Raw genomic sequence first — 14,802 nt, 5'->3', positions numbered from 1 at the left:
GAGAGCTCATCAAGTAATCGGAATTCATGACGGCTGGTTTGGATGTGTGTGAGCTACCCGAAATACATAAAACTTTTGCATGAGAAAGGCGAGTACCATCAGAGAGCCAAAGGCAATGATCTGCCCCAGGTAAGGATTGATTTCAAGGACGTCTACAAAAAAAACTAACAACGCAAGGTTGCCAAGAAATAGCAAGACATAGGTTCCGATCATCTTTCCGAACATGGCTGACGTTGCTTTGCTTCTCAACTGGAAAGTAAACCGTTTGTTCATAAAGAAGCTGAAGCAAATACCAAAGGCGTACTCCGCTGCCAAAGCCAAAAAATAGTGCCAGCCCATGGCGACCAGCAAAAAGTACAACGCCAGTGTCAGGGCCACGTTCACCACGCCGATGACATTGAAGGTCAGAAACTGAATCAGGGCAAGTTTTTTTTGATGGTCCATTGCGGAGCCTTGTTCGTGGTCATGTAGTGCTTGCCCAGATACTCACTGATCAGGCCTAAAAACAGGAGTTGTATCCCGGAAAAAAAAGTGATGGCCACCATGATCGAAGCCCATCCCTGGCTGGTTTCCGGACGCAGCAGCTTTTCCAGAATGAAGTAGATGATCAGCAACAAGCTGATCAGGGAAATCCCCAGGCCCATCACGGTGAAGACCCGCAAGGGCTTGATGGAAAAATTGATAAACATGTTCAGCCACAGGGAGATCAGTTTTTTCAGCGTGTAGTTCGACCGCCCTTCTTCCCGTTTGTCGTGGCGGACACGCACGGTGGAAATGTTACTGGTCACTCGAAGGATCAAACCGTCCACATACGGAAACGGACCCTGGTAGGTGATGATCTCCTCGACCACCTCCCGTCGGATGGCCTTGAAGCTGGAAAGGTAGAGATTAACGGGCTTGTTCAGTAGCCACGTGCAGGTCATGTCGTTGAACTTACTTCCAAGATTGCGAAAAATGCTGTCCCGCTTTGATTCGAAGCGAGAATAGACCACATCGTAGCCCTTCTCCAACTCCTCGACGAGTTTGATGATTTCCTCTGGCGGGTTCTGAAAATCATCGTCGATGATCACGGCGCAGTCACCGGTGATATGATTGAGAGCACACATAACAGCGTTGTGTTCACCGAAGTTTTTGCGCAAGGAGATGAAGCGCATGTTGGTTCGGGACCGGGCCAGCCGTTCACATACGCTCTCGCTGTCATCTTTGCTGCCGTCGTTGACCAGGACGAACTCAATGTCCTGGCCCGCTAGTTCGCGGTCCACAGCCTCGACCAACCGTTCGATGGTGCGAGCGCCGTTATACACGGGAATGCAAATGGATATTTTCATTGTTGCCAGCCGTTTGCTCTACTCCCAGACCACTGGTTCCTTCAAGATTTCACCCAACGCAGCGCAGACCCTGTCCTGAGCCGTGAAGGTCAACGCAGGGTACATCGGCAGGGAGAATATCCTGGTGGCGGCCAGTTCCGTTTGCGGCAGGTCGCCCTCCTGGTATCCGAACTGGGCGAACCCCCGCATGGTATGGATCGGCCACGGGTAGCTGATGTTCACCAAAATGTCCCGCTTTTTGAGTTCAGCGATAATCCGGTCCCGCTCCGGATGCGCGCAGACATAGATGTAGGAGACATGTTCATTGCCGGGGAGGGTCGTGGGCAGCTTCACGGAAGTATGCGCAAGAAGCCGATCATAGCGTTCGGCAAGGGCGCGACGCGCGGCAATGTATCCGTCCAGACGACGAAGTTTGCGCAGCAGGATTTCCGCGTGGATTTCATCCAGCCGAGAATTGTAGCCCGGCTCTTCGGAATAATACGCTGTGTCCATGCCGTAGAAACGTAACCGGCGAAGCTTGCGATCCAGGGCCGGATCGTCGGTGACCATCATGCCCGCGTCACCGTACCCGCCCAGAGGTTTGGTAGGATAAAAGGAAAAAACGCCCATGTCGGACATAGCCCCGGCTTTTTTGCCTCCCCGCATTGCGCCATGGGCCTGTGCGCAATCCTCCACCACGTGCAGCCCTTGTTTTAAGGCAATCTCCGCCACCGCAGTCATGTCCACGCACTGACCATAGAGATGCACGGGGATGATGCATTTCGTTTTGGGCGTGACGGCCGCTTCCAGCAGGGAGACGTCCATCAGGTACGTGTCAGGGTCAATGTCCACGAAACGGGGAGTCGCTCCGGCCGCGACGATGGCTGCCGCCGTGGGGACCGCGGTGTTGGAGACGGTGATCACTTCGTCGCCGGGACCGATGTTCAGGGCCTTGAGGGCCAGGAACAGGCCGTTGGTCGCATTGTCCACGCCGACGCCATGGGCGACGCGGCAGTAGGTCGAAAAAGCCGATTCGAAGTTTTTGACACTTTCTCCGAGAATTAAACGGCCGGAATGTAATACCTTCAGGAAGCCTTCGAGGATATCGGATTTTTCCTCTTCCAACTCCTCAAGGTAATCCCAGACCTTGATCACGGGGGACTCTATCATTGCGGAGGATCTCCTTGGATTACGTTTGTGGTTGGCTGACCCGGCGTCCAGCGGCCTGGAGCATTTTTTCCAAAACCGCGGCATCCTGGAGCAGGATTTCCTGAAACCGGTTGGCCGTGTTTGTCTCAATGCTGTGCAAGACTTCTTGCAGAAACAGCGAAAAGGAATCCGCGGCGTCAACCTCAAGGACCTGCCGGGTGTTGCCCCGGGTCACGGTCACGGCTCCTCGGTAGTCCGCCGGTGGGGTATAAATCCGTTCCGCGTCGCAGGCGTACCGTTCGGCGATGACCGAGAGACTGTTGCGGTAGACTGTTCCCAGGCTGAAGAAGCCCTGCAGGGTGGCCCCACCAGGATAGGTTAGGGTCGTGCTGAAGGAGATATCGACAAGGCCGCCGGGGGTGGACGCAACCACCTCACAGGCCACGCTCGTCGGTGGAGCGTTGAACAGGAATCGACCGCAGCTCACGGCATAGGGGCCTCGGTCCAACAGAGCTCCTGCCCCGAATTCGGGATTATACCGGAAGTTGTCAGGATTCAGAGGAGGAGATGTGAAAACGGAAAGGACGGCCTGGGGGGGCACGCCGTCCTCCTGGATCACGTTACGGATGGCTTCAGCCATGGGGTGATGAGTCCAGACATTGGCCTCGGCAAAGCAAAGGCCTTGCCTTGCAGCTCGGTCGGCCAACATTTCCGAATCGATCAGGGATGTGGTCGCGGGTTTGTCCACAACCACATGGAAGCCCAGGTCCAAGGCGCGCTTGACCCAGACAACGTGGAGGCTGTTAGGCAGGGAAACGTAGCACAGGCAGGGAGGACACCGAGTCAAGGCCGTTTCGTAGTCCGAGAAAAAGCGGCCCAAGCGATTTCTCGGCAGATCCGGCTCCGGAGCCCCTGAGCGGCTGGCCACGTGAATCTTGGCGATTGTGGGAATAGAGAACAGTGCGGGGAGAACGCGACGCCTCATAATGGAGGAAAAACCGAGAATCAGGACATCCATGATCGACTTACACTGCCCGCCCTCGGGGCGCTGGAAGTTTGGGGCACAGACAAGACAACAGTCCCCGGGCCTCGATATTGAAAAAATTGTTGAACCGGATGAACTCTTTCATCTGCCGAATGGTCATCCAGACATAGTTGGCAGGGAGCGGGATGGGCCGACCAGGTTCCAGTTCCAGAACCAGATAACGGTTCTGGTCCTGATAAAACCGTCCGCCTTCTTCGGACTGGACGGCATCATAGCGCCTGACGACACCTTCGATATCCAGAAGCAAATTGGTGAACGGAGGGAGACGCTCGGGGTTGTTTGCATCGTAATTGCTGGGTGTCAGCTGGATTGTCGGGGCCATCTCCAGGCAATCGAAATTTCCGGGCTCAACCCGGGCTTGGACCAGGAAATGAAGGATGCCGCGATGCTTCTGACAGAGGAAGCAGATGACTCCTCCCTTGGCCGATTCGATCAGCGGTTGGTGCCATCCGCCCACTTCGCGGTTGTCGATGGCTACCTCGACGCCGATGACAGTGAAAAAGCGATTTTGATGATGCCTGATCACGCCGTTGTCAAAGACCCATCCGGCTACGCGGTTTAGCGGGGCGCGCTGGATTCGGAGGGAGTACGTCGTTTTCATCCGGGTCAGCCAGGCAGTCAGGGCGTTAAAATCGTGCAGTCCGAATCGATCCCCGCACCGCAAGGATTCGAGAACGTCGACTCCAAACGACGCCGAATCACCCTTTTCTTCGGCACTGACCTCTCCAAGGTCACTTTCGGCGAACCGGATGCAGGAGAGGACCGTGCGGGAATCCATGTTTACGAGATTGTCCTCTTCGAGCAATGCGAACAACTGGCCAAGCGTCAGCCAGAAAAAGCCGTCCAGGATGTCGATCGGCTCGTCGTCATGCACCTGAACGATCATGTTCCGGTTTCGTTTGGCCAGAAACCGTGCACCCTGTTCGGATTGGAATTGATCGACCAGACACTTCGCACTGGTGCTGTCGAGAAACCAGTTCAAGTAGGGAACTCGTTTTCCGCCGTGGGCCATGGTGTAGTTGCTGTGCGTAGCCTGAACCGTGGGCGAGATCTGGGCGCCGTTGACATTGCCCGGCTCCATCTTGGCCTGGATCAGAAAATGGAGAATGCCGTCGATGCGTCGGGTCAGGAAACCGAGAATACCGATTTCGGGCTGATTGATGATCGGCTGCATCCAGTGGTGGACATGTCCGAAGTTGGTGCGCACGTCTAGCCCGACAATACTGAAAAACCGGCCGCTCCGATGAACCAAGTTGCCGCTGTCTTCTTGAAAATGCCAGCCGTCAAGCTGGTCCAGCCCGCGAGGAACGACCTGAAAGCGATGGTTTTTCTGATAATCCTCGAACCATTCCCGGAACGCGCGCATACTTTCAACGCCTTCGAGACATTGGGCGGAGTCCAGGAAAGATCGTTCCGGGGAAGGTGATGAATGCGACGCAGTGGGGGGAGTTTGAATGAACGAGGTCATTGAGTATTAAAACTTGGCTCAAGGTCAGCCGGAACTGGCTCGACAAAGAAGGCGACGCCTCGTTCGAGCAGATATTCAGCCCAGGTGCGGATGGACCGGGAGCGCTCATAGTGGGTGCTGGCAAAAACGAGAAAGGCACAGCCGGGACTGAAGTCGTACATCCGTACCCAGACCATGCGCGGCAGATACAGTCCCTTGCCGGGGTGGTCAAGGCGGATGCGGCGATGCCGTCTGGCATCGGAAACAACGAGTTCCAAGCTGCCGCCAAGCGCTGTCAGGACTTGATCCGTGTCCCGGTGGGCGTGACCCCCGCGATCCTCCCCTGGTTGGACTTGGTGAACGTAAAAGACTCGTCGGATTGGAAACGGCACGGTGATCCCGCTTTCCACGGCAGTGAGTCGTCCTCGTTCATCAGTATTGTCCATGAAATCGAGCCATTTGATGGTCTCGATGCCTGCGTCGGCATGATCAGTGGGTGAATTCATCGCTACGTTTACTGTCTCCGCTCCGAGAAGGATGAGGATATTCGCTGTCTGTCGCGTTTTAGATCTCGTGTTTGCGGACAAAACCGTCGCACGGGACGAGCGAAGTAAGAACGCCTCATACGTGGGCGTGGCATCGTCTACAGGAAAGAGAAAGAACCTGTCCAGTTATTTTTGCACGGCTCATGGTGGCACGATGATTTGTCGACCTTGCGTCCTACTCTTGGAGCATGTAGTTCAACGCCACGAACCTGGAGTCTGACTGGCAGTCCGCCAAAAGCCAAAATTCAGCGAAACAGAGAGTGCTTCATGATTCAGTGTGAATATGCACGGATCTACGCTTTGGAAAACGATTATTGGTGGTACCGCGGACTGCATGAGCTGGTCGAAGCGATTCTCCGAACGAAATCGTCAAATTTTCCGGATTGCCGAATTCTCGACGCAGGCTGTGGAACCGGAAGAATGATGCAGATTGCGGCCACATACGGGCATGTTCAGGGTCTGGACCGCTCTCGCGAAGCCGTCTCGTTTTGCATCAAAAACGACCTGTACGACGTCTACTGCCAGGACTTGAACAACTGGGTCCCGGAGGAGCATTCTTACGACGTGATCATCAGCCTGGACGTTTTGTACCACGCAGCCGTGGCCAGCGACGCGGACATTGTCCATGCCTTTTATTCCGCATTGCGCCCCGGCGGCCTCTGCATCGTCAACCTACCGGCATTTCCGGTCCTTTTCCGGAATCACGACTTGGCCGTACACACGAAGCGCCGGTACCGCAAAAAACCGGCGGTTCAACTTTTCAAGGAAGCCGGCTTTACGGTCACGCAGGCTTCATATCGTCTCCCGCACCTCTTTGTTGTCATCTTGCTGAAAAAAATCCTGCAATCGGTGGTCGGCGCCAAGGAGGAATCCGACCTTCAGAAGCTGCCCGGGTGGCTGAACAGACTGTTGCTGCGTATGGTACGGGCCGAGAACAGACTGATCCTCTCGGGCCGGTCCATGCCATTCGGTAGTTCGCTCTTCCTTGTCGCCCAAAAACAAACTCAGGAAGCCGCCTAATGCTGGACTTCCCGAATTTGGATTTCGTACAGTACGATGCTGCCGCGGCCGTGATAGAAAACCCGGGGCTCGACAAGGGTGAAGGAACCCAGGTCCAGTTGCAATGAGGCCGAGGATATCCCCGGATTACAGGGAATGCGCATCTTGGCCAAGATCTCCTCCCCGTAGCTGCCAGCAACATCCATTTCGGCCACATAGCCCTCCCCATCACAGTCCGCAAGCCTGAAATGACAGGATACCTCGTACCGCCCCGGAAAGAGCTGAACAAATTTGCCCCAAGCAAGCTCACCGCGGTCGTCTCTTCCCTGAAACGCTCCCCAGGCATTGACCCCATCCTTTGTCACCTTAGTTCCCGTGTGGGCGTGCATCAAAAGGGGGTCAAGGCGCAAAACAAAGGGACGTCCCTCATGAACCCGTTTTTTTTGGATGACAGCCTGCGGGTCGAAGGTGAGGTTGGCCATGTACCTCTGGAAGTTGAATCGGTCATGGGCAAAATGGGCTTGCGTCGTCAGTCCGACGCCGAGCACCAGGATCAGGGCGGCAAGGGATACCGGCCAGCGCCGCCTGTTCAGGGCGAACAAGGCGGTGGTCAACAGCAAGGCGGCAAGGCCATGGATGCTTGCCAGCCGATTGTCGGCTATAAAATCGTCTCGAAAGGACGCATGGGGGAAGTAGATGTCCTGATACAGGGGAAAGGAGCTGAAGAAATGCAAGGGTAGGATGAAGTGTCTATCAACGGCGGAGAGGTTTATCCAGACAAGGACGAGGAGCATCATGGAAAAAAGGGTTAGAAAGAAAAACCATGCGCGGGTTATGACGGAAACGCGTTCCATCATTACCGCCGCTCCGACGAACAGCAGCGGCACGACGACGATCAAATACCGGCCGGGGAGGCTGGAGCCGCCGGTATACCAATAGAACGTGGCCGAAGTCAGCAGGCAGGAAAAAAACGTTGCGATAATGCCAAGACAAAATAGGCGGTTGTCCTTGTCCACCACCAGCCAGGCGACCATGGCGGCCGCCAGCCAGTATATCACCGGGAAAATTGAAGCGATGCCTCGATCACTGACAATGATTTCCCACGCTCCCCAAGGGTAGGAAAACAGGGTCGAGCGAATCGGATATTCGCCCGGTCCGGTGAACAGCAGGGACTGCACCATCAGGTAGCCCCCGTATCCTGCTGCGCAGATCAGTGTGAAAAGCCCCAACCGCCTAGCTTTGGCCCGGAGGTGCTCCTCTCCCAGCAGCCCGAACAAGCCGTAAAGCCCGATTCCCATCAAGCTGACCGGGATGAATCGTGTATGCGCGAAGGGCAGATATACACAGCACGCCGCCGCTATCAGCAGACTCGCCCAGGGACGATCCCGCTGAACCGCGATGGCCCAAAAGGTCCAGATCGTTAAAGTCGCGGCGAGTATCTCCGGAAGGGCACGATACGAGTAGATGCTCCAGAAGATGCTGGCTCCCAGCGAGATGACGGCGCAAAGGGCGGCTATATTCCCCGCCCCCATCCTGCGGCAAAGCAGAAAGAGGCCGGCCAGCCCGGCTCCGGAAATCAGTCCCAGCACGATGTGTCTCCCGCCCAGTCCCCACTTCCAGGACGGAGCCAGGAGCAGCGAGAGGCCAAAGGGGTGGACGCTGTGGAAGGCATCCCCGCTGGAATGGCGATGGATATGAAAATTGACCCGGTTTATTTTGGCCGGGTCGCCGATCCCGAGAGCTTCGAAAAGTTGGTTTTTTATGTCCAGATCACGGTCTTCGTAGAGACTTTGCGCTTGAACGAGGTAGTGGCCTTCATCGCCGATATGTTCGCCGACCTGCTTTGAAAAACGATATCCACCATGCGCAAAGATGACCGTGGCCAGGAGAAAGATGGTCCAGACCCAAGCCACGGGATACCGTGTGTTGATGCCTTCCACCGTCAGCAAAGCGTCCGTGATCCGGACGAAAAAGATCGAAAATGCGGCCAGGACAACGAATAACCGCAGGTTCGTGCTGATGAGGGGCGGCAACATGTCCGCGAGAAGCATCGGCACGCAGGCCAAGGGAAGCAGAGCAAGCGGGACGAAAACCTCCAGAATTTTGCCCCAGAGATTTTCCTTAGCCTGAGCGTCTTGGCGATTGGCATACCGGATCATGCCGAAGGAAACCACGCTCAGAATCACGACCAAGGCAAGCACGGGCCAGCGGAAAGCCGCCAGAGTCTCCGAGGGCCAGATGATGAACCGAAGTCCCTCCGCATCGAGTTGAAAGGGGAAGGCGGGAGGGTTGAAGAAAAAATAAGCGGTCAGTGAAACGCAACAGGCAACAAGAAATGAAGCAACAGCGAATGAGATGTTCGCGTGCAATTGGTGATTCATGGATGATTCTAGAATGATGGGTTTCTGTGGAGTAGCGTGAATGCGTCACATGTCGCTCATGCGTTCTGACGGAGGCGCGGCGCCGCCAAGCTCATTTGAAAGCCAAATGGAATCGACCATCAGTCCAAGGGTCCGGGTATCGTCGTTGATATGAAGTTCCTTGGGAACGAAGGTTCGGGATAGAATGCGCAGGTCGTCGATTCGGCTCACTCCCCAGCCCAGCCAGTAAGTGAACTCAAATTCCTTTTGCCGAACCAATGGCAAGCGGCTGTTGTTCACCCAGAGTTGTATGCCGAGGGAGGCGGCGTCATACCCGTGGGGATGCGGGCCTTTCAGCCGAAGAGTCAGATATCTGTCTTCGGGTGTCGTCTGATAAGCGAGACCGGAGAACAAGGTATCCCCGGTAGTCCAGTTGTTGTCCTGATAGAAAAAGGCAACATCTTTGGCTTCCTCCGAGAGAATGCGTCGAGGATTGGACGGCAGCCGTGCGGGGATGCACCCGAAACCCGTCCAGCGTAATCCGGCGACGACCATCTCTTGTTCCAGAGGGTCTTCCTGCGAAAAGTCGAAAAACGTCCATGGGCCAACGGCAGTCTGACGCATCTTTAGGCCAACCATTGTCAGTCCGCGCAGGACCAAGGGAACATCTTCATTGCGAACCAGCAAGGCTGTTCGCGGAGTAAAGAGCATCACCTCTTCAGGGTTCAGTGGGTAGAAATATCGGCTCTGGGCATGAACGAACATCGGATGTTCGCTTTCTGGAAAAAGGTCAGGCTCCAGAGGGGTCCAAACGGTCCCCCTGGAGGCCAAATGGACGGCATTGGCCGGCCAGCGGTCCGTATACAGATACCTGATGTCTCGTTCAGCAAGCAACGCGATCAACTCGGGCAAGATATCCCGCTCGTCGATTGAATCCCTTAGTGGATCTTTGAGCGAGGGAACAGTTGCTTGATTACTTGCAGCTGGACCGAAAAGTTGCAGCAATTGCACCGACCAGCGAAAATCACGGCGTAGGGCAATGTCAGCCTTGTTCACAATGCGGAGCTTCATCAGGGTAACCGGCTCAAAAGAGGCTTCCAGGCGATACCGCTCTCCATAGGGGTACGGTCTGCTACCGGACCAGTAATAGTGCCCGGACGGCGAGGCTTCGCGCAATACGCTCCACTCCAAATCACCCGGGCGTTTTCCCTCGATTTGGACAAAGCGAGGATAGAAATTCAATCCAAAAGAAAGCATCCGGATTTTCGAGACAGTGACTGGCTCATGAAAGGTAACGTCAAACCAGTCTTCATGGGGTCTATTCGGGCTGGGCCAGGATTCGCGGTAAAATGGCATGGCGATGGTCTCCAGGATATCCTGCCCGCTGGAGTCGGTCACGGACTTCCATGCATCAAATGGAATCTCCATGATTTGATTGTCGGGAGGCTGAAAATCATGGTGGACGGTGAATCCAGCGACAGAGCTTTTCGTCGCCTTTCCCTCGGTCATATCCAGAAAAACAGCTACGTTTCCATAGTTGCCGAATATCGCAATGTTGTTGGAAAACTCGACACGTTGCGCATTGGGCCGGTAAAAATCATTCCAAATATCGCTGAAAACGATTCGCTCATTGAGCGCGAAATTCCATGAGCGTTGCTGATTGGAGGCGTAGACGGACGTCAAGCCGCGATCCTCCAGATAGTCTCCTAGTGCTTCAATATTCGCCTGCATTACCCGTTGGCTTTGTTCAATCTTCGATGCCCAGGGAATGGCCTCGAACTGGGGGATGGTCAGAACGAGCAAAGGCATCCAAACTGCGACGCGGAGAAGAGGCCGCGAAGAGCCTAAACCGAAAATGGCCCCGACCAGGACCGCCAGACAGGGAACAAGAGGCAGAAGATAGCGGGAATCTCCGATGGCCGCGAAATGTGATGTGCTGAAAATCGCGGCGGATACGGTGATGAACAGGAATACGGCGGCTAGAGATATCCAGGTACGCCGATCATGTCGTCCAAAAGCGCGAAACATCATTGCCATTCCCGCAAAAAAAACGGAGAGATACGCCAATAGACCGATAATGGCATGCACTGGATGCGTATTATTCAACCTGGTCAAGGCTAGAAACCGCTCTCCGAAAAAGAATCTCAACCCTTGAAGAAAATCCATCTGTCCGAAGGAACCGCCAAAGGCGAAGGTCGGCCACCCATGCAGAGCGTTGTAAACCCAGAATGGCAATCCTCCGAGAAAAAAACCCGCCAAGCCCAAAAGCAGTTTCCAGGAGAGAACTTGTCTGCCCAGGACAAGTACCATCAGCAGCGCTGAACTGATCAAGGCCGCCGTAACCAGTTGACTGGACCACCAGCCCAATCCGCCGATTACTCCGAGCAGAAAGAGGGTCTGACCTGGCAAACGACCGTTTTCCAAGGTATCATAGGCGATTCGAGCACTCATCCACAGCGCCATGGTGCCGAAAAGCAGGCATGCAGCGTAGCCGCCTCTGGGGTGGACGCCGTAATAAAAAAAGCCCAGTGGCCCGATGACGGCAAAAGCAACGGCCGCCAATCCGGCCCTGGAGCCGCCGATGTCACGGGCCCAGAGGTAAACCACTGGCAAGACCCAAAAGGAAACAAAGGCTGTTCCCAGGGTCGCTCCAAACCCGTAAATGGAGAAGACCTTCATGAACAGAGCGCTGAAGAGCGCCTCAAGGCTTCCCATGTGCGCTTGGCCATAGAAAAAGATCGGAAAAGCAGTCCCTTCGGAAATGTGCTTGGCCATCAGCGCAACGACTCCGGCATCCAGATTCAAATTCAGGCGAAAAGACCAGGCTCCGTAAATCCGAACCGCGGCCCCAAAAATGAGGAGCAGAATGAGGATCTTGCCTTCGGATGTTCGAAAAAATGATTTCTGGTGGCTGGGCATAGTGATTTCCAGGGCAAAGGTTGATGACGACAGAGCTGTTTAAAAAATATTGTAATAGCGAAGAAAGTTGGTACGATGTGGGATATTCAAGGTATCGTGAGAACAAGTCGCGTCAACTCGACGGCCTTATCGCCACGGGCATGTCGCGGTCGTCGAATACCTATTGACCTATCCTGAGCGGGAATCTGCAAGGAGAGGCGTACGGAATAGCGGCCAGGGGGGTGATTTTCATTGAAGTTAAACAGCAACCGATGGGGAGGGTGAGTGCCTTCCCTTTGCTCCAGGACCGTTTTGACAAAATGCCGTCTTTCCCGTTGAACAGTGATATCTTCGTCCATATGTGTGATTTCAACAACATACTCAAGCATGTAGAGGGATGGTCTGAGGTGCGGGACGCTCCAGGATAAGAGCAGTTCAAAATGCTGACCGATCTTCGGGTCGAGTGAGTTGACTTGGATGGCATCAATACCGATCCCGTTAGTGAAACGAATGTTTACCGGCAATGAAGGCATGTCCCGGAAAAGCCGATATGGTTCCAAAATTTGACGAAGTTCTTCATCTTTGTCTGGGATGCGCCCGGCAATTCGATCCAGTGCTTTGAATGGTTCAATACGTCGTGGGGCAAGTCGATGTGCAGCTTTGTACATTTGAAGCGCCTGCTCGATTTCGCCGCTTTCCTCCAATACGCGGCCACGATGGAAAAATATCGCCCACGACGAAACGAACGCGTTTTGGACCTCAGGCTGGGAGGCTATCAGCCCTCGCAGCAGCAAAAGCTGTTTCGTGACCACTTCGAGCGGGTTGACGGCGACTGGGCTCATCTGAGTCGCAACCATCGGATCGATGCCGAATTCTTTGAAAAACCAGGTTTCATCCATTTCTCCGAGGATTCTCGTCAAGCCGGATAAAGCGCTTTTCCGGCTCTCAAATCCAATGGTTCGAGATGCTTCGGAGGTGGTCAGCGCGCCGCTGGCCAGCCCGGACAGAGCCATAGCGAACTTTTCGGAGAGATTGAGCGTAGGTTGATCGAGACGATCGAACGAGACGAAGGCCGCTTGGTATTCTCCTGCGAGATAAAACTCTCGGGCGATTTCACGTTCCGATGTGGCAAGAACGACCTGAATCGGGTTCAGGTTGAAACGGCTCTCCACTTTGATGCGGTAGAAATGACGCAGAGATCGAGAAAGCGGGATAGCCCTCGGCGAGTCAAATCGCAAGGCTACTGTCTCGTGAGGCTGCAGGATGACGTGTCGGGTAATGCCTCCGAATCGTACGGAAACATCCGCAGGAGATTCGTCGTTGCGCAAAAAAATAACGCTATGCAGCAGGGGCTCATCAGAGACAACCACGGCCGTGGCCGTTTCCCCGTGGGACAGCTCCCAGGTTTTCGTGCAACGCGCCAAATGCGGAACCTGGGCCTGAACCATGGTGTCCCTTCTGGATGCCGGATATCGATTCATGACCGGCATGGTGAACCATGGTTGCATGATGCTGTTATCAGGGGGAACAAGGAAGCGAATGTCCATGTTGCGCACTCGAGACAGCTTCCCCTTTTCGAAGATTACCTCGTGCAAAAGAGTTTTGCCTGGCGGATCCTCTGAGGTTCTATCTGAACGGACGAATGCCGTGTATTCGAGTGGCTCTTCGGAGTGCGTCCAAGGTCCTGGGGCAAACGTGTACGGGCCCGCATGGAGTTGAAATTCACGAGGCAGTGTGTCCAGCGCCCACGTTTCCGCGACGCGACGCGTGTCGGTATGGCGAAAGAAAAAAACTTCATGCCAGGCGTAGTTGCCAAGGTAAAAAAGCGATGCGCAAAAAAGGCCGAGGCACGACAGTCTGGTCAGGTACTTCTTTGTCTCGCTGGTCCAAAGCAGATGCAGTACCGCGGCGCAGGCTAGCAACAGCATTGGAATGATTACCGTAAAGTAGTCCGGATGACTTAACGGCTTCGCGGTCAATCCAACCAGGATAAAAAACAAGGGTAATGAGAGGATCACCCAGAAATGCTTGTGGTTTCGAAATGCAATCATTGCCGAGGCGCTCATCATCAAAGGAATCCAGCCGATATAGTCCGCCAGCAAGGGAAGATTCATGCGCATGGCCAAGATAAAGCGTGACCAGACAGGCAGCTCCCGCATCTCCTGGGTCATGCCGAAACCCGAGGTGTAGGCCATGAAATTGAGCAGATCCTGGAATGCCCCGCTTGGATACACGAGCAGCGATGGCGTGCTGATCAGCACGCCTAGGACGAAAAAGACGAGCATCAGAAGACTACGCGCAAGAAATTGCCACGTTAGCCAACTCTTGGGCGTGGGATAGGCAAGCAGATGGGCCAAACCGATGGGAAGGAGAGCCGCGCCAGCATGGTATTTCGCGGAAAAGGCAAAAGCGGCCGACAGGGTACCAGCAAGATAGAAGACCAGCCGTGGCGAATCGATGACGCGCAATGCAAAAAAAACAGCCAGGAGTGCGAAAAATGCCGCCGTGGAGTCGGACATGGCATAATTGCTGACAGTGATATCCACGGGAGAAAAGGCTAAAAGGAGACCCGCGAATAATCCCGCAGCTAGCCCGAAATATTTGCCGGCCATGAAAAAGATGGTGACCACGGCAAGAGATGAGAGCAACGAATTGAAAATGCGGGTGGTCCAAAAGATGGAAAGCGTGTCGGGGACGAATGGTTCCGGGGGCACGCCTACGTGCCAAAGCAGCGCGTTTCTGGCAGCGGCGTAACCGCGATAAATATGTTCGACGAGGTGGCTGTTGAAGTAAGGGTATCCGTCAAGATCAGGGTTATGCCACACCCTGTAATACTGCCGGGAGAAACGGTCATCCAGGAATCGTTCTACGGCGCGAATCTGTTTCGGAGTATCGGGGTGATAAATCGAACCAAAATGCAGATCATGCGAGAGGCCGCTGGTTCGTAAAAAAAATGCCAGGAGCAACAGGAAACAGGGCAGAGCGAGGTAGTATATCCAGCAGCGTTTTTCAGGCTGGTTGGATTCGGGTTGAAGCATTTCCGTTATCTAAA

At 54.6% G+C, this 14,802-nt stretch carries 11 protein-coding genes; 2 read left to right on the top strand and 9 right to left on the bottom strand.

Going from position 1 to position 14,802, the window contains the following annotated elements:
• Positions 1-24: 24 nt before the first annotated feature.
• From C6366_RS09245 to C6366_RS09220, 6 genes are all read right to left on the bottom strand, one after another.
• The gene (locus C6366_RS09245) at positions 25-444 is read right to left on the bottom strand and encodes a GtrA family protein (protein ID WP_107737281.1); all 420 of its coding nucleotides are present in this window, start codon (positions 442-444) and stop codon (positions 25-27) included.
• Positions 417-1,328 (bottom strand): glycosyltransferase family 2 protein, encoded by a 912-nt coding sequence (locus C6366_RS09240; RefSeq protein WP_107737279.1) that lies wholly within the window; start codon positions 1,326-1,328, stop codon positions 417-419. Before C6366_RS09240 ends, C6366_RS09245 begins: the two co-directional genes overlap by 28 nt.
• An 18-nt stretch (positions 1,329-1,346) precedes the next feature.
• Positions 1,347-2,477, bottom strand: a complete 1,131-nt coding sequence (locus C6366_RS09235; protein ID WP_107737277.1) for a DegT/DnrJ/EryC1/StrS aminotransferase family protein — start codon at positions 2,475-2,477, stop codon at positions 1,347-1,349.
• 19 nt (positions 2,478-2,496) lie between these two features.
• A complete protein-coding gene (locus tag C6366_RS09230) occupies positions 2,497-3,474 on the bottom strand; it encodes a Gfo/Idh/MocA family protein (RefSeq protein WP_107737275.1) in 978 nt (325 codons plus the stop codon).
• A gap of 7 nt (positions 3,475-3,481) precedes the next feature.
• A complete protein-coding gene (locus C6366_RS09225) occupies positions 3,482-4,867 on the bottom strand; it encodes an NDP-hexose 2,3-dehydratase family protein (RefSeq protein WP_158269714.1) in 1,386 nt (461 codons plus the stop codon).
• 98 nt (positions 4,868-4,965) lie between these two features.
• A complete protein-coding gene (locus tag C6366_RS09220) occupies positions 4,966-5,454 on the bottom strand; it encodes an FdtA/QdtA family cupin domain-containing protein (protein ID WP_107737272.1) in 489 nt (162 codons plus the stop codon).
• A 306-nt stretch (positions 5,455-5,760) separates the two neighbouring features.
• Here C6366_RS09220 and C6366_RS09215 point away from each other — a divergent pair, with 306 nt between their 5' ends.
• Entirely contained in the window at positions 5,761-6,513 is a 753-nt protein-coding gene (locus C6366_RS09215) for a bifunctional 2-polyprenyl-6-hydroxyphenol methylase/3-demethylubiquinol 3-O-methyltransferase UbiG (RefSeq protein WP_107737270.1), read from the top strand.
• On the opposite strand, the gene C6366_RS09210 is transcribed toward C6366_RS09215, so the two are convergent.
• Both C6366_RS09210 and C6366_RS09205 read right to left on the bottom strand, forming a co-directional pair.
• Positions 6,510-8,873 (bottom strand): hypothetical protein, encoded by a 2,364-nt coding sequence (locus tag C6366_RS09210; protein ID WP_146164807.1) that lies wholly within the window; start codon positions 8,871-8,873, stop codon positions 6,510-6,512. The genes C6366_RS09215 and C6366_RS09210 overlap by 4 nt on opposite strands.
• Positions 8,874-8,918: 45 nt before the next feature.
• Positions 8,919-10,940 (bottom strand): hypothetical protein, encoded by a 2,022-nt coding sequence (locus C6366_RS09205; protein WP_158269713.1) that lies wholly within the window; start codon positions 10,938-10,940, stop codon positions 8,919-8,921.
• Between the two features lie 258 nt (positions 10,941-11,198).
• On the opposite strand from C6366_RS09205, the gene C6366_RS19280 reads away from it, so the two are divergent.
• The gene (locus C6366_RS19280) at positions 11,199-11,753 is read left to right on the top strand and encodes a hypothetical protein (protein WP_146164805.1); all 555 of its coding nucleotides are present in this window, start codon (positions 11,199-11,201) and stop codon (positions 11,751-11,753) included.
• A 104-nt stretch (positions 11,754-11,857) separates the two neighbouring features.
• Here C6366_RS19280 and C6366_RS09200 read toward each other — a convergent pair whose 3' ends face one another.
• Positions 11,858-14,788, bottom strand: a complete 2,931-nt coding sequence (locus C6366_RS09200; RefSeq protein ID WP_107737265.1) for a glycosyltransferase family 39 protein — start codon at positions 14,786-14,788, stop codon at positions 11,858-11,860.
• Positions 14,789-14,802: the final 14 nt, after the last annotated feature.

Origin of the sequence: Desulfonatronum sp. SC1 (assembly GCF_003046795.1) — a bacterium.
In the GTDB taxonomy this organism is placed as follows: Bacteria; Desulfobacterota; Desulfovibrionia; order Desulfovibrionales; family Desulfonatronaceae; genus Desulfonatronum.
This window is presented reverse-complemented; position numbering and strand designations above follow the sequence as displayed.